Source organism: Streptosporangium sp. NPDC004631 (assembly GCF_053601935.1).
Window position 1 is genome coordinate 1 of the sequence record NZ_JBSGCR010000018.1, and the last position, 17,711, is coordinate 17,711.

A 17,711-nucleotide genomic window follows, 5' to 3' on the forward strand; every position below is an offset into this window, starting at 1 on the left:
GGCGGTGAGGAGCCGGGGAGGTGACTGGCACGGCGTGGTGGACGGCCTGCGGCCACAGGCCCAGGCACTGCTTTCGGCCGGCGTCGCCGTTCGCCGCACCGGCGCCGTGGAGGGCACCCGGCCCGGTGAGGGCGGGTGGCCACCGCACTCGTGAGACGGGGAGCCGGCGGATGTCCGCCGACGGCGCCGCCGCACCCGGCCCATCGGCCCGGTGCCCGCCGGACGCGGGACCGCGCCCCCTTGAGAAGCCACCCATCCACGATCTCTGAGACCAGGAGCCGACCGTGACCACCCTCAGCCTTCCGGCGGCCGAGTCCCCGGGAGAGCAGGTCCCCCTGACGCGATACGGCGTGAGGCCCGGCTCTCCGCAGGGGAACCGCATTGGCTGACGGCGGCACGAGATGACGAGAGAGAATGCTATGGACGTCACAAGTCGCGTCGACGCGGATCTGGTCGCGGCCCTGCGTTCGGCGGGTGCCGGGGACGTGGACGGGTCGCCTCTGCGCAGGTCGTTGTACTCCTCTGACGCGTCGTTGTACCGAATCCCTCCCCGGGCCGTGGTGGTTCCGCGTCACGTGGACGAGCTGGCCGCCGTGCTGCGGGTGTGCCGCGAACTCGCCGTCCCGCTGACGATGCGGGGGGCGGGAACGTCCATCGCGGGTAACGCCGTCGGGCCCGGCGTGGTGGTGGACGTCAGCCGCCACCTGAACCGCGTGCTGGAGATCGACGCCGAGGGCGGGACCGCCCTGGTGGAGCCCGGTGTGGTGCAGGCGAGCCTGCAGAGGGCCGCGGCGGGGTACGGCCTGCGGTTCGGGCCCGATCCCTCGACCCACAACCGCGCGACGCTGGGCGGGATGATCGGTAACAACGCGTGCGGATCCCGGGCGCTGGGGTACGGGCGGACCAGTGACAACGTGCTGGGACTCGATGTGCTGGCCGGCACCGGGGAGCGACTGCGGCTGGGGGCGGTGGAGAACCCCACGACCACCTCGCCGCTGCTGAACGAGCTGCGGGGTGTCGTGGGCGCCGACCTGGCGACCATCCGCACCGAGCTCGGCCGGTTCGGACGGCAGGTGTCGGGCTACTCGCTGGAACACCTGCTTCCGGAGAACGGGTTCGACGTCGCGCGGGCGCTGGTGGGCAGCGAGGGGACGCTGGCCCTGACGCTCGCGGCCCGGGTGCGGCTGGTGCGTGATGCCCCCGTGCGGGTTCTGGTGGCGTTGGGGTACCCGTCGATGGCGGAGGCCGCGGACGCCGTCCCCGCCGTCCTGCCGCACGCTCCCGTCGCCTGCGAGGGGCTGGACGCGCGGATCGTGGACGTGGTGCGTGAGCGGCGCGGGCCGGGGGCCGTCCCCGAGCTGCCGCGCGGTTCCGGCTGGCTCTTCGTCGAGCTGGTGGGTGAGGAGATCGGCGCCGTGCGGGCCGCGGCCGGCAGGCTGGTCGCGGACGCCGGGGCGCTGGACTCGCGGGTCGTCACCGACGCCGTCCACGCGGCGGCGCTGTGGAGGATCCGGGAGGACGGCGCGGGACTGTCCTCGCGGACCCCGGCCGGTGATCCCGCCCACGCCGGATGGGAGGACGCGGCGGTGCCGCCGCAGCGGCTGGGCGCCTACCTGCGCGAGTTCGAGACCCTGATGGGGCAGTACCGGCTGACCGGGCTGCCGTACGGGCACTTCGGCGACGGGTGCGTCCACATTCGCATCGACTTTCCGTTCGACACCCCGCGCGGCACCGGCGTCTTCCGTGACTTCCTGCTCGCGGCCGGCGCGCTGGCGGCCGAGCACGGCGGGTCGATGTCCGGTGAGCACGGCGACGGCCGTGCCCGGGGTGAGCTGCTGCCGCTGATGTACTCGCCGCGGGCGATCGGGCTGTTCGAGAGGGTCAAGGCCGTGTTCGACCCCGATGACCTGCTGAACCCCGGCGTCATCGTGCGCCCGTCCCCCCTCGACGCCGATGTGCGGGTCGCGGCGGCGAAGCCGCTACGGCGGACCGAACTGACCACTTTGGGCCTGGCCTACCGCCACGATCGCGGTGACCTGTCGATGGCGGTGCACCGCTGCACGGGTGTGGGCAAGTGCCGGGCCGACAACAGCGCCGACGGTGGCGTGATGTGCCCGAGCTTCGTGGCCACGCGGGACGAGAAGGACTCCACGCGCGGCCGTGCCAGGGTGCTGCAGGACGTGGTGTCGGGCAACCTCGGCCCGGACGGGTGGAGATCGCCGGCGCTCCACGACGCCCTGGACCTGTGCCTTTCGTGCAAGGGCTGCTCGTCGGACTGCCCGACCGGTGTGGACATGGCCGCCTACAAGGCCGAGGCGCTGCACCAGAGGTATCGGCGCCGGCCCCGTCCACGGTCGCACTACGCCCTCGGGTGGCTGCCGCGCTGGGCGCGGCTGGTCTCCCGCTCGGTCGCCCTCACGCGGCTGACCAACGTCGCGATGCGCTCGAAGACGCTGCACCCGCTCGTCGCCTGGAGCGCCGGAGTCGACCGGCGCCGGTCGCTGCCGGCGTTCGCGGAGAACACCTTCCGGCACTGGTTCGCCCGGCGGCCCGTACAGCCCGACGCCGGAAGGCACGGGGATGTCGTCCTGTTCGTCGACACCTTCACCGACGCCTTCTCCCCCGAGGTCGGGCAGGCGGCCGTCGCCGTCCTTCAGGACGCCGGCTACCGCGTCACCGTCACCGACCGGCCGGTCTGCTGCGGCCTGACCTGGATCTCCACCGGCCAGCTCGACGGCGCCCGCCGGCAGGTGCGCGCCACCGTCGACGCGCTGCTGCCGCACGTGCGGGCCGGTGCCGTCGTCGTGGGGCTCGAACCCTCCTGCACCGGGGTGCTGCGGGCCGACGCCGCCGAGCTGCTGGACGGGCAGGACGCCTCGGCGGCGGCCGAGGTCGCCGCCGCGACCCGCACCCTGGCCGAGCTGCTCAGCCGGACACCCGGCTGGACCCCACCGGACCTGACCGGCACCACCGGTGTCGCCCAGCCCCACTGTCACCATCACGCCGTGATGGGCTGGGACGCCGACGCCGCCCTGCTCCGCGACGCCGGCGCCGACGTCGAGCGGCTCGGCGGGTGCTGCGGCCTGGCCGGCAACTTCGGGGTCGAGCGCGGGCACCACGACATCTCCGTCGCCGTCGCCGAGCACCGGCTGCTGCCCGCCGTCCGAGCGGCCGGGCCCGGCACCGTCCTGCTCGCCGACGGATTCAGCTGCCGCACCCAGCTCAACACCCTCACCGACCGCACCGGCCGGCACCTCGCCCAGCTCCTCGCCGAGCATCTACCCGAGTGACACCCCACTGAGCGCTCCCGCACCGCGGAAGCGGCCCGCCACGGGAGCGGGCCGAGCCGATCGGCGGTGCGGGGGACGCCGTGGCCGGAACGGTCCACGATCAGGACGCCGTGACGCCACATCCCCGGTTCAAGATTTATTCTGAGCTAGCGCTAGCGTTGCCTTAGCTCCTTGTCGCCGCCCGGCGTCAACCGAGCTGCAGATAGGATTTCGGATGCTCAACCCCGTTCACCTGCGAACACTTGTGGCTGTGATCCGCGCCGGCTCGTTCGCCGACGCTGCGCGGGATCTGGGATACACGGGCTCCGCGGTGTCGCAGCAGATCGCCACCCTGGAGCGGGTCGTCAAGGTTCCCCTTTTCGAGCGGGCCGCGCACAGTGTGCGGCCCACAGCGGCGGCGGAGTTCCTGGCCGCCCGCGCGCACGACACCCTGGCAAGCCTGAAGGCGCTTGAGGACGACATCACCGGCATGGCCGAGGGCACCGTCGGGCTCATCCGGATAGGCAGCTTCCCCACCGCCAGCGAGCAGCTGCTCCCCGAGGCGCTCGCGGCGTTCCTCAGCCGGCACCCGAAGGTCGAGATCCTTCTTGACGAGGGCGAGTCCGAGGATCTGGTGACGAGTCTCCAGGACGGCAGAATCGACCTCGCCCTGGTGTACCACTACGACCTGGTCCCCAAGTCGTGGCCTCGGAGCCTGCAGGCGAAGCCGTTGCTTGACGAGGAGTTGATCCTGCTGCTCCCCGAGGGCCATCACCTCACCACCGCCGACACCGTCGTCCTGCCCGATCTGGCCACCGAGAACTGGGTCTCGACCCGAGAGGGCACTCCGGGGTCCAAATGCATGGTGCGGCTCTGCACCGGCAAGGGTTTCGAACCCTCCGTGGCCGTCCGCAGCAACGACTACGACGTGATCCGCAGTTTCGTACGCTCCAGCCTCGGGATCGCCCTCGTTCCGGCACTCAGCCACGTGACCAGCGACGGGGTCTTCGCGGCCCGTCTCCAGGACGTGACCGCCCGCCGCCACGTCGTCGTACTGCATCGGGCGACGAAGTACAACCGTGCCGTCACCGAGGCATTGCGCGCCCTTGAACGGGCCGCGGCGACGATCGTCGCCACCCGGCCCGGGGTGTGCCCACCCACGCCTGGATACGTGACACACCCCGATGCCGGCAACGGCGAAGGCCATTGATCCCGCGGCCCCACGTCCGCCGGACAGGGCCTCAGACGGTGAAGTCAACGCCCTGGGCCAGGGGAAGCTCACCCGAATAGTTGATGGTGTTGGTCGCCCGCCGCATGTAGGCCCGCCACGCGTCCGATCCCGACTCGCGCCCGCCGCCGGTCTCCTTCTCACCGCCGAAGGCGCCGCCGATCTCGGCGCCGGACGTGCCGATGTTCACGTTGACGATGCCGCAGTCCGACCCGACCGCGCTGACAAACCGCTCAGCCTCGGCCTGGTCGGAGGTGAAGATCGCCGATGACAGCCCCTGCGGGACGTCGTTGTTGAGCTCGATGGCGGTGTCCAGATCCCGGTAGCGCATCACGTACAGGAGGGGGGCGAACGTCTCCTCCTTCACGATGTCGCTCTGCGCGGGCATACGGACGATGGCCGGCTCGACGTAGTAGGCGTCCGGGCTCGTGTCCTCCAGGCGGCGCCCTCCGCCGACGAGAAGCTCTCCCCCCTCCTTGTCAGCCCGGCCCAGGGCCTCGGTCAGACTCCGGAAGGCCCTCTCGTTGACAAGCGGGCCCACGAGCGTTCCCTCCGCCGTGGGGTCGCCGATCGGGAGACGCGCGTATGCCGCGACGAGGCGATTCTCCAGGTCGTCGGCGATGTCCTCGTGGACGAAGACGCGGCGCATGCTCGTGCAGCGCTGCCCCGCGGTGCCGACGGCGGCGAACACGATCCCCCGTGTCGCCAGATCGAGGTCGGCCGATCGTGCGACGACCGCCGCGTTGTTCCCGCCGAGTTCGAGGAGGCACCGGCCGAACCGGGCTGCCACACGCGGCCCCACGACCCGCCCCATCCGCGTCGACCCCGTCGCGCTGAGCAGGGCCACGTCGCGATGGTCCACCAGGCGTTCGCCGGCGTCGGCCCCGCCGAGCACGACCTGGCTGACGTGCCGCGGCGCGCCCGTCTCCCCGATCGCCCGCTGGAGGACCGCCTGACAGGCCAGTGCGGTCAGCGGCGTCGTCTCGGACGGCTTCCAGACCACGGCGTCACCGCATACCAGCGCCACCGCCGCGTTCCACGCCCACACGGCCGCCGGGAAGTTGAAGGCGCTGATGACCCCCACGACCCCGAGCGGGTGCCAGGTCTCCATGAGCCGGTGGCCGGGACGCTCGGACGGCATGGTCTTTCCGTAGAGCTGACGTGACAGGCCGACGGCGAACTCGCAGATGTCGATCATCTCCTGCACTTCGCCGAGCGCCTCAGAGGTGATCTTGCCGACTTCGAGGCTGATCAGGGTGGCGATGTCCTCCTTGTGCTCGACCAGCAGTTCGCCCAGCCTGCTCACCAACGCTCCACGCACCGGTGCGGGGGTCTCCCGCCAGACGAGGAACGCCTCCCGGGCACGCGCCACCGCCTCGTCAACGGCGCCGCCGTCCACCAACGTGACCGGCAGCAGATCCGCACCGTTGATGGGGGACCGTGAGAAGTGCGCACCGTGCAGCAGCGCGGGGTCCACACCGCAGCGCTCAAGGGCGCCTTGGGCCTCCCTGCGAAGGTGATCGGCGGCGGGCAGGACGGTGGCGGTCATAACAGCTCTCTCAGTCTGTGGTTACGGTCGGTAGGAGGGATCAGGCTCGTGTGCCGGGCCTGTCAAGATCTTTGGGTTCGGAGCCGGGGCCGTGCCGGGCGCCGGGTCCGGCTCACGCCACGGGCTCCTTGATCTGCTCGTCGATCGAGATCTGGCCTCGCAGGCACATCGCCGCCAGCACTCGTTCCTGGGCGATCTGCCGGGCCGCGACGTGAGGTGTGCTACCACGTCGGCTGCTCTCCAGCAGGACCGTCTCGGCGTTGCCGCGGATCTTCGCGGATATGTGGGAGAAGATCTGAGCCGGATCGGTGGCGAACGGGGAGTATCGGTTGTCCATGGAGAACGCGGCGGCTATGACCCCTCCGGCGTTGGCGATGAAGTCCGGGACCACGGAGATGCCGCGCGCGGCCAGCACGTCCAGGGCCGGACCGGTCGTCGGCATGTTGGCTCCCTCGACCACCAGGGAGGCCGTCGTCGACCGGGCCACATCCACGTCCACCACGTCCTGGGTGGCCGCGGGGACCAGGATGTCGCAGTCGAAGGCCAGCGCGTCGGTGGTCGGCCTGACCCCGCCGTACTCGCGCACACACCCGTCGCCGGCCTCGCCGCGCAGGTACAGGAGCCGGTCCAGGTCCAGGCCGTCGGGGTCGTGCAGCGAGCCGACGGACGTGGACACCCCGACAAGGGTGGCTCCCAGGGCTCGGAACTGCTCGGCGGCCGCGGACCCCACCGCGCCGAAGCCTTGAACGACGACCCGGGCGCCCTTCATCAGGAGGCCGGTGGTCTGGGCCGCGGCGTCGGCCGCCTCCGCGACGCCGAAACCGGTGACCCCCAGTTCGTCGTAGGGCACTCCCCCGAGCGCCCTGGGCAGGCCCACCGAGGCTCCGCGATCGCCGAGTTCGTCGACGAAGATCGCGGCGTCCTTCTCCGAGAGCCCCATGTCGAGACCGAAGACGTACTCCTTCGGCACCTCGTTGGCCAGGGCCCGGGCAAAGGCCCGCAAGATTTGCTCCTTGTTCGGCGCGTTGGGATCTCCCAGAATACCGGCCTTGGCGCCGCCGTGGTAAAGATCCACAGCCGCCCATTTCCACGTCATGGTGCGTGCCAGCCGGGCCACCTCGTTGACCGAGAGTGTGGGACTCATCCGGGTGCCGCCCTTGCCCATGCCGCGAGCGGTGTTATCCAGAACAAGGACGCCTTTCATCCCGGATTTGCGATCCGAGACGCAGACGACCTTCTCAGGTCCCCATTCATCCATAAGCGCAAAGGTGTCCGTCACAGTTCTCCTTAGTCATCGACCCGCCGACTCAGCATCACTGAGTCGGTAACCGTTTGGAAGGTGCTCAGCCCCTAGACTTTGACACCTCAAGCACCAGATCCGCTGGTGGTCACGGACCCTCGGCAGTTCGATCGACTCGCGGTGCGGACGAGGCGGCGGAGTCCGAAACCGCCGGGTGGGCGGGCCGGTTCGGAGCCCCGGCCGCCGGCGGGCGGCGCCTCAGCCGGCGTACCAGCCGTCTCGCCTTGGCCATGTCCTTCTCCCAGATGTGCCGAAGGTGATCGATCTGGTCTGTCGCGGCCGGTGCTCCGCCGAAGTGCTCCGCCAGGGGTTCCGTCACCTTCTCCTGGAGGTCCAACAACTCAAGAAGCAACTCCGACTGCGCGGAGTAGACGGGTAGTTGAGGACCTCGGGGGGCGATAAGCCCCACAAAGAAGAGACGTGAGGCATTGAGGGGAAGAATACCGCCCGCGACCCTCAGCGGAACGCCCCCGCTGGTCTCGACGGCGGAGGATTCCAGGAACGGCAGGGTGACTTTGAATCCCGAGGCCCACAGGATGGAGTCGAAGTCCTCCGTGGTCCCGTCGGCAAACGACACCGCCCTGCCGTCGATGGCGACGACCTCACCGGTTACCCGGATACGACCGTGATCGATCCAATAGGTCAGAAGGCTGTTGACGACGGGAAGGTTCTTGAACAGGTTCCGGCTGGCGGGCCTCGGAAGCCCGCGATGGCTTTCAGGGTTTCCGAGCGCGACTCTCACCAGCTCACGCAGGACGCGCTCCTGAAACCACACCGGCAGTTTCGCGACGAGCTTCAGCTCGCTGCGCGGCCTGCCGTACAACGTCTTGGGCTGGTAGACCCGCCCGCCCCTGATCGAGATGCTGGTCGTGAAGCCCGCCTGCGCGGCGTCGACGGCCAGGTCGCATCCGGAATTGCCCGCGCCCACCACCAGGACTCGCCGTCCTTTGAGATCCTCGGTGTTCGTGTATTCGGACGAGTGCAGGGAAACTCCGGTGAATCCGTCGGCGAGAGCCGGGAGATCGGGATCCCACAGGTGCCCGTTGGCCACGATCACCGCGTCGAACCGTCGCGTCGAACCGTCGGACGTCGTGACGAGCCAGCCCTGGCTGGAGTCCCCGTTGACGGGACGGATCCGGACCACCTCTGTGGAGAATCGAATGTGGTCGGTCAGTCCATTGCTTATGCCGTAGTCGACGATGTAGTCCCGCATCTGGTTGCGGCTGGGGAACATCGGATAGGTGTCGGGCATCCTGCTGTCCAGGAAGCCGGAGGAATCCCGGGGCGTGATCAGGTGCAGTGCCTCGTAGTCCGTGTGCCAATGCCCGCCGATGCGGTCATCGCGCTCGAAACACGTAACGTCATGGCCTGCGCTCACCAGCGCCTTAAGCGCGGCCAGGCCGGCTGCCCCCGCGCCGATGATGCAGTACGCGGGTTTGGTGGACTTTGCCACGTTGATACTCCTCCTTAGGAAGGTGGCTCAAGGGTGCGCGGGGGTCGTCACGGGTGCCCCGTCGTATCGGACCGACGGAGGCGCGGAGGCCGGGCGGCGCCGCCGTCGCGGTGAACACCCGGGCCGCCGGGGGAAGGTGGGCGAGCCCGCCCGCCGCCGGGCGGGCTCGCACCGCGCATGACCTTGCCGTCGGATACCGCCGACGGCGACATCCCGCATGGGCGGCGACCGGGTGTGTTCCGTCTCGCCGCGGATGCGGGCATGGGGTGACGCCGGCCTTCAGGGGGTCGTGCGCGGGGGCAACGCGTCGAGATAGTCGTTCAGCTGAACGACGAACTCCTCGGGAAGACCGGCTGAACGCGAGCCTCCGCGGACCAAGCCCACGTACGCGTCGTCGGGGGTCTCCGGTCGCAGAGGATCCGTCAGGAAGTACGTCGTGACCGTCATGGGCTCGCCCTGCGCCGTGGTGACGTCGATGGGCAGGCGCCGGAACCAGTCGCGGTCGACACCTGACGCCCGGTCGAGGCCGGCCATCTCCGAATCGGGAACCCGGTAGACGACTCCGTACGCCTCCGTACCCGGGGCCTCGGCCAGGTGGCATCCCACACGGCCGGCCTCCGCGTCGTAGGCCCAGAACTCCAGCCGGTGGCCGGGGAAGGAGGCGACGGCGACCTTCTCGGCGCCCGGGCAGTATCTCTGCATCTCCGCGGTGCCCAGCAGGGTGCCGTACCCGAAGTAGTAGGTGGTCAATTCGTCAGATGCCGAGGTCATTGTCAATCCTCTGAGTAGTGAGCTTCGGGGCCAAAGGGAGAACGCTCACCCGATGGTGCGTTTGAGGTATTCCGCTCCGGACACCGGGAAACCGGCGCCCGCGAATCGATTCAGGTTGAACGGCGTCAGGTCGACGGTCTTCGCGCCGTGGCCGAGAATCAGCTCGCTGAGGGACAGCCCCGCGGCCGGTGCCACCTTGTGCCCCTTGCCAGCCCCGGCGACGTTCAGGTACAGCCCGGGCATCTCATCCACCCCGCCGATGATGGGCTTGCCGTCCGGGGCGTAGGTGTCGGCTCTGGTCCATGACCGCCGGACCTTCGAGCCGCCGAGTACCGGTATCCGGGACGTGACCTTCGCGATCCCCACCTCGTTGGCGGCCGGATCGACGCGCAGGCCGTAGCTGTCGGGATCGACCGGCTTCCCGGTGAACTCGTCGTGGAGCGTGATGATGCCGCGACGACCACCGCGGGGCGTCAGCCAGGAATCGGTGATCGGATCCATGTACGAGCTGACCGGGCCGAGTCCTTCGGGAAGGTCGATCTCACCCACGGATATCGCACGTGACTCCAGGGGCAGCTCGACACCCGCCGACGCGGCGAGGTGTTTCGCCCAGGCACCGGCCGCCAGCACGACGGTGCGCGTGGCGACGGTCTGCCCGTCGGCGGTCAGGACGCCCGCCACTCCGCGGTCGTCGACCAGAATCCTGGTGGCGTCCGTGGGGTTCACGGTGACCCCCAGCCGCTCCACCGCGGCGAGGAGCGTCGTTGTGCACAACCAGTTGTCGGCCGTTCCGGCGTTGGGCTCGTAGACCGCCGCGCCGATCCCGTGGAGGTCGAAGTAAGGGTGGAGGTCGGAGATCTCCCCGGGGGTGAGGACGAGCGCCTCGACCCCGAGCCCGTGCTGAATGGCGACATTGGTCTTGAGGCTTTCGACCTCGCTCTCGTCGACGAAACGAATGAAGCCCGAGGGGAGCCACCCGTTGGGCGCCCCCACGTGCTCCTGCCAGTGCTCGAAGAACGGCATGCTCGCCGCCGCGAGAGCCGCCTCGGGCCTGTTGTCGTGGTGGGTCCTGAGCAGGCCCACAGCGTCCTGAGACGCGCCACGGTCATCCATGGTTCCGGTCAGGACGGTGACTCGCCCCGCGCCCAGCCGGGCCAGGTGATACGCGGTCGCGGCACCGTTGAGGCCGCCGCCGATGACGACGACGTCTTGTGTCACGGTCATGGGTTGATTCGCTCTCTTCTGACGTTTGGATACGGTCGTCGGCTATTCATCGGGGATGAGGACGGGATTGGCGCGCCCCGCGTCGGGGCAGGTCTCGGCCCCGTCGTAGGTCGCCCGCAACTCCGCCGCGTAGGACCGCGGCAGGTCCCATGCCTCAACGCCGGCCACGATGTGGTCCCATTCGTAGTCCGGGACCCTCATCGGCTCGCCCGGATTGTTCAGGCAGTAGGTCCAGCAGTCGTAGACGACACCGTCGTCTCCGTACACGGTGAGGAACCGAGCCTCGTTCGCCGCGAAGACCCGTGCGTTCTGAGGCGGGCTCATCGCGATGACCGCGCCGTACGCGACGCGGCCCCAGGCGTCACCGGTGTCCGAAAGGTGGCACCAGCCCTTACCGCCCTCCAAGTCCGCCGACCGGCGGAACTCGACTCGCCGGTTGTGGGCCCTGCCCAGGGTGACAACCCTCGCACTGGGAGCCCTCGCTTTGAGGAGGCGCGGGTCCAGCCATGTGCAGTAGGCGAAGTAGTAGCCGATATCGTCCGTGCTCATGAGTCGTGATCTCCGATTACGCAGCCACCGCCGCGCGGTTGTTGCCGTTCTGGTGTCTAGAGCCGGTGCGATTCGACGAGGCGACGCAAGAATGCCTGCGTTTTCGGCCGGTCCGGGTTCGACAGAATCTTTTCCGCGGGGCCCTCCTCGTATATCCCGCCCTCGGCGACAAAGCACACCCGGGTGGCGACCTCACGCGCGAAACTCATCTCATGGGTCGCCAGCAGCATCGTCATGCCCTCGTTCGCGAGCTCGCGAACGATCTCCAGGACTTCGCCGACGAGCTCCGGATCGAGAGCGGAGGTGATCTCGTCCAGCAGAAGGGCCTGCGGGGACATGGCAAGCGTGCGGGCGATGGCCACCCGCTGCTGCTCGCCTCCCGAGAGCGCCTCGGGGTATTTGTCGATCTTCTTCGACAGGCCGACACGCGAGAGGAGTTCGAAGGCCATGTCCCGCGCCGCCCGCTTGTCCCTGCCCAGGACACGCAGCTGAGCGACCATGACATTTTCAATGGCCGTCATGTGCGGGAAGAGATTGAAATGCTGGAAGACCATCCCCACGCGGCGGCGCACGGCGTTTATGTCCACGATGGGACTCGACACCTCAAGGTCGCCGACGAAGATGCTCCCGGCCTGAATGCTCTCCAGCCCGTTAATGCATCGGAGCATTGTTGATTTACCGCAGCCGGACGGGCCGATAAGACACACGACCTCGTGCTTGTCGACCCGGAGGTTCAGATCCTTAAGAACACTTATGGACCCGTAGGTTTTTCCGACATTCTCAAGTTTGACGAATGACATTCATCTACGCCTTTCCCTGGCGTTTGCGAGCCGAGCGCACAATGATGTAGTCCGTGAGCCGCGACAGCGGCAGTGTGACGATCAGGAAGCACAGGGAGACTCCCACCAGGGGGCTCAGGTTGGACATGAAGGTGACCTGAATTCTCGCTGTCGTGAGACCTTCGACCAGACCGAGCACCGAGAGCAGCGAGGTGTCCTTGAGCACGGAGATGTACCAGTTCAGCAGCGAGGGCAGAGTCGCCCGGATCGCCTGGGGCAGGATGATGTGGCGCATGGCGCCGAAGTATCCGAAACCCAGTGAACGCGCCGCGGCGAGCTGTCCGCTCGGAATGGCGTCGATGGCTCCGCGGAAGATCTCGGCGACGTAGGCGCCGTAGACGATGACGAGGGCTATGGCCCCCGTCTGGTACAGCGACATGTTGGCGAAGAATTCAATGCCGGTGGCGGGCAGCCCGAAGCCGATCAGCAGGATCGTCAGAAGACCCGGAAGCGCGCGAAACAGATCGATATAGCCAACGACGATAAGCCGTATGGGAAGATACGCCCGGCCGGGTATGGAACGGCCCACGACAAGAATCAGAGACCAGATCACGATTCCGATCTCGGCAATGATCGAGACATACAGGTTACCGAGAAAGGCGCCGCCGATTTCCGGGATGCTCGTCTTGAGGGCGTCCAGGTCGAAATACGCACGCAGCACGGCGTGATCGTTGAGCAGGAGAAAAGCCGTGAGCGCCCCCACGATCAGGGTGGTGAGGGCTGCGCCGAATGCGTACGTCGCCCAGTCCCGCGCTCTCACGGCCTGCGCGACGGAGGGTCTCCCCTCCCGCACCGACCTGCGATATCCGACCGCGCCTGCGAGCGAGACCAGCCCCAGCGGCGGGAAAACCACCGTCGCCACGATCGATGGAATCATGCTCGGGAACCTGCGCGGTGCGCTGTCGCCATCGGAATCAACCTGGCCGACGGCCAACAGGCCGTCCGGCGACTGCGCTGGATCCCCAATGGTTTGATTCATGGTTCGCTTCCCTGCTCGGCGGGAAAGCTCGACCGCCGTCCCCGTGGACGGCGATCGAGCTCTCTCGCGTGATCACTTCTTTGGTGGCCGACCGGAGCCGGCGGCAGACGTCAGCGTCAGCTGAACGACGGGCATGTCGGCACGGAGGCCGGGTCCACCCCACCGAGGGTGGGCAGAACGTTCTTGTCCTGCATCGCCTTGAGGGTCCCGTCCGCCTGGTACTTCTTCAGCAGCTCCTGAACCTTCGGGAAGACCGCGGCGCCCTTGTTGAGGATCCAGGCGTACTGGCTTTCCTCGGGCAGCTGGCAGGCGGCCTGCATGCCGGCGTACTTCGGCGTCTGCATCTTGGCGAGGACCGACGGAAGGTTGCCGAGGGCACCGTCGATGCGGCCGTCCATCACCGCGTCGTACTTCTGCTGATCCTCGTCGAAGCCGAGGGGCTTGACATTGGGCTTGATCACCTTGTTGATGTACTGGGACGTGTCGCACGCGCCACAGGAGCCCAGCTTCAGGTCCCGGATCTTGTCCGCGGTGCTCGCGTCAACGCCCTTTTTGGTGGCGATCGCGATGTGGTCGGACCAGATGGGAATGGTCATGTCGAATTTCTCGACGCGCTCCGGAAGGATGGAGAAGGTGTCCGCGGAAATGTCATAGTTCTTCGCCTGGCCGCCAATCATGGCCGTGAAGTCGATCTTGTTGTACTCAACCTTGAGACCCAGCTCCTTGCCGATCTTCTCGGTCAGGTCGACGAAGTAACCACCCGTCGGGGCCGTGGGGTCGCTGCCGTCGATGAATCCGGCGTAAGGGAAGTCCGCAAAAACCACGGTAAGAACACCGGGCTTGACGGTCTCGATTCCGGACTTATTCTCGGCGACCGGCTCGGAACTTCCGCATGCCGCCGTCGAAAGGGCAGCCAAGAGCACCGCACTAATGGCCAGAGAAACGCGCTTCTTGATCATCACTTGCCTTTCAATGCTCCCAGACGTGGTATCATATTTTTGGTGTTCCACCCTGGGCACGGGTCGCGCTTTTCGAGGTGATGCAACAAGTGATAGATCGTCGTCCCGCCGCATTCCCCATCCGCTACGGCCGAGGACCAATCACCGTGGTGTGAGTCTCACGGGCGGCGGATGCAGTGTCCAGATGGCAAGACCACACCAATATTGCGCTGAGGATTAGCAATGCTAATCGCGGTCTTTCTCGATCTTGGCGTGGCCGGCGTCGGGCCCTGGCTCAGCGTTCCCTGGAGGCTCGCCGCAACCGAGGGATCTGGCCGCCTGCCAGGATCATGGCGACCTGACGTGGGGACAGCCGGTGCCGGGTCAGGTATGTGGTGCCCCGGGTCAGGTTGCGGAGGGTGACCTCGGTTCCCCCGACCAGCGTGCCGTGCAGGCCGTCGACGCCGAGTTCGTCGCCCGGCGCGACGTGGTCGTAGTCGGCCTCCTCGGTGAACTGCAGCGGCAGGATCCCGAAATTGGCCAGGTTCTGCCAGTGGATGCGAGCGTACGACTTGGCGACCACCAGGCGCAGTCCCAGGTACCGGGGGGCGATCGCCGCGTGTTCCCGCGACGAGCCCTGCCCGTAGTTGGCACCGGCGACGATGATGTGCCGCCCGGCCTGCCGAGCCCGCTCGGGGTAGCCGGGGTCGACCCGGCTGAAGGCGAACTCGGCCAGTTTGGCAATGTTGCTGCGGTACGGCAGGGCCTGGGCGCCGGCGGGCAGGATTTCGTCGGTGGACACGTTGTCCCCGACCTTGATGACCACCCGGGCCGTCAGACTGTCGGGCAGCGGGTCCAGTTCGGGCAGCGAACCGATGCTGGGCGCCTTCACCAGCGTCACCGTGCTCGCTTCGGCGGCCGGCGGCGGCGGTTCCAGCATGGCGGTGTTGACGGCGGCGGTCTGCGGCAGCCCCAGGACGGGATAGTCGACACCGAGCAGGCCGGGCAGGTCTCGGGGATCGGTGATCCGGCCGGTCAGAGCGGCGGCGGCTGCGGTCTCCGGCGAACAGAGCCAGACCCGGTCGTCGGTCGTGCCGGACCGTCCGGGAAAGTTGCGGGGGAATGTGCGGAGACTGTTGGCCCCCACCGCGGGGGCCTGTCCCATGCCGATGCAGCCCATGCAGCCTGCCTGGTGAATGCGGGCTCCGGACCGGATGAGATCGAGGGTGGCGCCCATCGCGGTCAGCTCGGCCAGGGTCTGCCGGGAGGTCGGGTTGATGTCCAGGGACACCTGCGGGTGCGCCTGCCGGCCGCGCAGAACGGCCGCGACCACGGCGAAGTCCCGCAGTCCGGGGTTGGCCGACGAACCGACCACCACCTGGTGCACATCCTCACCCGCGACCTGCCGCACCGGCACCACGTTGCCCGGAGAGCTCGGCATGGCGATCAGCGGCTGCAGGCCCGACAGGTCGATCTCATCGGTGACGTCGTAGCCGGCGCCGGTGTCGGCGCAGATCTCCACGAATTCGTGCTCACGCCCCTCGGCCTGCAGAAACGCCCGTACTCTGGTGTCGCTGGGAAACACGGTGGTGGTCGCCCCGAGCTCGGCGCCCATGTTCGCGATCACGTGCCGGTCCATGGCGGACAGGCAGTCCAGCCCGGGACCGTGGTACTCGACGATCCTGTTCACACCGCCGTTGACGCCGTGACGGCGCAGCAGTTCCAGGATCACGTCCTTGGCACTCACCCATGCCGGCAGCACTCCGATCAGCCGTATCCCCCAGATCTGCGGCATCGTCACGTACAGCGGTTCGCCGGCCATCGCCAGGGCGACCTCCAGGCCGCCCACCCCGATGGCCAGCATGCCCAGCGACCCGGCGGCGCAGGTATGTGAGTCGGATCCGGCCATGGTGGCGCCCGGCACCCCGAAGCGCTGCATGTGCGCGGGGTGTGACACGCCGTTGCCGGGCCTGGAGTACCACAGCCCGAACCGCCGGCACGCCGAGCGCAGGAACAGGTGGTCGGCCATGTTCCGCTCGTCGGTCTGCAACAGGTTATGGTCGACGTACTGCACCGACACCCCGGTACGGATCCTTTCCAGGCCGAGGGCTTCCAGCTCCAGCATGACCATGGTGCCGGTCGCGTCCTGGGTCAGGGTCTGGTCGATGCGCAGTCCTATCTCTTCGCCCGGCACCATCTCACCGTCGACCAGATGTGCTGCTATGAGCTTTTCGGCCACATTGAGTCTCATCCCCGTCACCTCTTCTCCGGCCTGTCCGCCGAGCGCCGGGGTCTCCTCGACGGCTCCGAGCGCACTCCTCGGCGGCCGACCCCGTGCTCACGGTCTCTCACCTGCCGGCGTCGCGGCTGTCGCCCGGCGCCTGTACGGCGTGCCGGACCTCCGGAGACACCCGCGGGTGTGTTCCAGGTCCGGACTTTCCTGGACTCACCTCCATGATGTCCCCGTTCGACCACACGGGCCAGGTGTACCGCTCCGCTCACGGGGCTGGCGCGCGCCTTTCCTACGGTGTGCCGTTCCAGGTCGGGGGGGCGAGTATCGCGTCCATGCGCCGCAGCTCGTCGCGGTGGAGCGCGCTCAGACGCGTCAGGACCCGCTCCCCCTCCGAGGTCAGCAACACCCGCACCGCCCGGCCGTCGTCCGGGTGTGTGTCCCGCTTCACCAGTCCCTGCCTCTGGGCTCGATTGACCAGTTCGACCACGCTGTGATGACGTAGCTGGAGCCGGTCGGCGAGTTCCCCCACGGTCGCCCACTCCCGGCCGGGAAACCCTTTCAACGCCAGCAGCAGCTGATACTGCTGGGGAGTGAGGCCGTCCCTGCGCACCGTCTCCTCGCTGAAGCGCAGATAGCGGCGGATCCCAAACCGGAAGCGAGCCAACGCCTCGAAATCCTGCTTCGTCAGGGGTTCGGACTCCGTTTCCCCACCCTGTCCTCCGCCCTGCGCCGCCGCTCCGGTACGACGCCGCGCTTGCTCGATCTCTGGATTCGCCACACCGCGAGTGTATCGTAATACGACATATTTGGACCACGGCCGTACGTTCACGCCACCCCGGAGCGCCCCCTGGGACGCCCACCCCTCACGGTGGCCACCGGCCCCCCGGCGGGACACCGGCCTCCTTGCCTGGACGGACCAGGTACGGGCCGCTCGACCTGCACAGCAAATAAGGCTTATGTCGGATATTTTATATCGTGCTACGATAGAAAAGTTCGGGTAGACGCAGCGACAAGACGGCACCCGACAGACAGGCACCCCTAGGAGGTGTGTCGTGCTCAGTGACCGCGAACGTGAGGCACTGCGCGAGATCCAATGCCGACTGCTGGTCGAGGATCCGGGCTTCGCGCAGTCCTTCAACGCCGACGTGCGGCGCCTGAACCGCGCGTCACCCGACCTGACCTGGTGGACCTACACGAACCTGCTCGTGCTCAGCCTGACCTTCGGGGTGATCCTGCTGATGGCGGGCACACCGGTCGGCGCCCTGATGTTCACCGTGACGGCCGCGGCGCTCTGGCAGGCGCGGCGTCGACGGGACCGCTCCGGCCACCCTCGACCGTGACGGCCCGCGCGCCGCACCGGCTCCGGGCTCGGCGGACCT

Annotated in this window: 14 protein-coding genes; 3 read left to right on the forward strand and 11 right to left on the reverse strand. The window is 68.2% G+C overall.

Annotated features, from left to right (window positions below; translation table 11 throughout):
- The first annotated feature begins 419 nt into the window (after positions 1-419).
- Positions 420-3,290: an FAD-binding and (Fe-S)-binding domain-containing protein gene (locus ACWEF2_RS19115; protein WP_453816878.1), complete on the forward strand. Its 2,871-nt coding sequence runs from the start codon at positions 420-422 to the stop codon at positions 3,288-3,290.
- A 214-nt stretch (positions 3,291-3,504) separates the two neighbouring features.
- Positions 3,505-4,479, forward strand: a complete 975-nt coding sequence (locus ACWEF2_RS19120) for a LysR family transcriptional regulator (RefSeq protein ID WP_355598699.1) — start codon at positions 3,505-3,507, stop codon at positions 4,477-4,479.
- A 31-nt stretch (positions 4,480-4,510) separates the two neighbouring features.
- Here ACWEF2_RS19120 and amaB read toward each other — a convergent pair whose 3' ends face one another.
- The 11 genes from amaB to ACWEF2_RS19175 form a co-directional block, all read right to left on the reverse strand.
- Complete coding sequence (gene amaB, locus ACWEF2_RS19125) at positions 4,511-6,046, reverse strand: L-piperidine-6-carboxylate dehydrogenase (RefSeq protein WP_453816880.1); 1,536 nt, start codon at positions 6,044-6,046, stop codon at positions 4,511-4,513.
- A 112-nt stretch (positions 6,047-6,158) separates the two neighbouring features.
- Positions 6,159-7,304 (reverse strand): Glu/Leu/Phe/Val family dehydrogenase, encoded by a 1,146-nt coding sequence (locus ACWEF2_RS19130; protein ID WP_453817054.1) that lies wholly within the window; start codon positions 7,302-7,304, stop codon positions 6,159-6,161.
- 130 nt (positions 7,305-7,434) lie between these two features.
- Complete coding sequence (locus ACWEF2_RS19135; protein WP_453816882.1) at positions 7,435-8,799, reverse strand: flavin-containing monooxygenase; 1,365 nt, start codon at positions 8,797-8,799, stop codon at positions 7,435-7,437.
- A gap of 279 nt (positions 8,800-9,078) precedes the next feature.
- On the reverse strand, positions 9,079-9,570 hold the full coding sequence (locus ACWEF2_RS19140) for a gamma-glutamylcyclotransferase family protein (RefSeq protein ID WP_453816884.1): 492 nt from the start codon (positions 9,568-9,570) through the stop codon (positions 9,079-9,081).
- Positions 9,571-9,615: 45 nt separating this feature from the next.
- Positions 9,616-10,794, reverse strand: coding sequence for an NAD(P)/FAD-dependent oxidoreductase (locus ACWEF2_RS19145; protein WP_453816886.1), 1,179 nt, complete (start codon positions 10,792-10,794; stop codon positions 9,616-9,618).
- Between the two features lie 42 nt (positions 10,795-10,836).
- Positions 10,837-11,343: a hypothetical protein gene (locus tag ACWEF2_RS19150; RefSeq protein WP_453816888.1), complete on the reverse strand. Its 507-nt coding sequence runs from the start codon at positions 11,341-11,343 to the stop codon at positions 10,837-10,839.
- A gap of 56 nt (positions 11,344-11,399) precedes the next feature.
- The gene (locus ACWEF2_RS19155; RefSeq protein ID WP_453816890.1) at positions 11,400-12,143 is read right to left on the reverse strand and encodes an amino acid ABC transporter ATP-binding protein; all 744 of its coding nucleotides are present in this window, start codon (positions 12,141-12,143) and stop codon (positions 11,400-11,402) included.
- Between the two features lie 4 nt (positions 12,144-12,147).
- Positions 12,148-13,161: an amino acid ABC transporter permease gene (locus ACWEF2_RS19160; protein WP_453816892.1), complete on the reverse strand. Its 1,014-nt coding sequence runs from the start codon at positions 13,159-13,161 to the stop codon at positions 12,148-12,150.
- Positions 13,162-13,277: 116 nt separating this feature from the next.
- Positions 13,278-14,120 (reverse strand): transporter substrate-binding domain-containing protein, encoded by an 843-nt coding sequence (locus tag ACWEF2_RS19165; protein ID WP_453817056.1) that lies wholly within the window; start codon positions 14,118-14,120, stop codon positions 13,278-13,280.
- A 274-nt stretch (positions 14,121-14,394) separates the two neighbouring features.
- Complete coding sequence (locus tag ACWEF2_RS19170) at positions 14,395-16,350, reverse strand: aconitate hydratase (protein WP_453816894.1); 1,956 nt, start codon at positions 16,348-16,350, stop codon at positions 14,395-14,397.
- A 271-nt stretch (positions 16,351-16,621) separates the two neighbouring features.
- On the reverse strand, positions 16,622-16,996 hold the full coding sequence (locus ACWEF2_RS19175) for a MarR family winged helix-turn-helix transcriptional regulator (RefSeq protein ID WP_453816896.1): 375 nt from the start codon (positions 16,994-16,996) through the stop codon (positions 16,622-16,624).
- A gap of 388 nt (positions 16,997-17,384) precedes the next feature.
- On the opposite strand from ACWEF2_RS19175, the gene ACWEF2_RS19180 reads away from it, so the two are divergent.
- Positions 17,385-17,672 carry a DUF3040 domain-containing protein gene (locus ACWEF2_RS19180; RefSeq protein ID WP_453816897.1) on the forward strand — a complete coding sequence of 96 codons (288 nt, stop codon included), beginning with the start codon at positions 17,385-17,387 and terminating at the stop codon, positions 17,670-17,672.
- The last annotated feature ends 39 nt before the right edge of the window (positions 17,673-17,711 follow it).

Excerpts from the sequence above, each read along its gene's own strand:
- ACWEF2_RS19115 (WP_453816878.1), top strand. The coding sequence starts at position 420 with ATGGACGTCACAAGTCGCGTCGACGCGGATCTGGTCGCGGCCCTGCGT.
- ACWEF2_RS19120 (WP_355598699.1), top strand. The coding sequence starts at position 3,505 with ATGCTCAACCCCGTTCACCTGCGAACACTTGTGGCTGTGATCCGCGCC.
- amaB (WP_453816880.1), bottom strand. The coding sequence starts at position 6,046 with ATGACCGCCACCGTCCTGCCCGCCGCCGATCACCTTCGCAGGGAGGCC.
- ACWEF2_RS19130 (WP_453817054.1), bottom strand. The coding sequence starts at position 7,304 with ATGGATGAATGGGGACCTGAGAAGGTCGTCTGCGTCTCGGATCGCAAA.
- ACWEF2_RS19140 (WP_453816884.1), bottom strand. The coding sequence starts at position 9,570 with ATGACCTCGGCATCTGACGAATTGACCACCTACTACTTCGGGTACGGC.
- ACWEF2_RS19145 (WP_453816886.1), bottom strand. The coding sequence starts at position 10,794 with ATGACCGTGACACAAGACGTCGTCGTCATCGGCGGCGGCCTCAACGGT.
- ACWEF2_RS19150 (WP_453816888.1), bottom strand. The coding sequence starts at position 11,343 with ATGAGCACGGACGATATCGGCTACTACTTCGCCTACTGCACATGGCTG.
- ACWEF2_RS19155 (WP_453816890.1), bottom strand. The coding sequence starts at position 12,143 with ATGTCATTCGTCAAACTTGAGAATGTCGGAAAAACCTACGGGTCCATA.
- ACWEF2_RS19160 (WP_453816892.1), bottom strand. The coding sequence starts at position 13,161 with ATGAATCAAACCATTGGGGATCCAGCGCAGTCGCCGGACGGCCTGTTG.
- ACWEF2_RS19165 (WP_453817056.1), bottom strand. The coding sequence starts at position 14,120 with ATGATCAAGAAGCGCGTTTCTCTGGCCATTAGTGCGGTGCTCTTGGCT.
- ACWEF2_RS19170 (WP_453816894.1), bottom strand. The coding sequence starts at position 16,350 with ATGAGACTCAATGTGGCCGAAAAGCTCATAGCAGCACATCTGGTCGAC.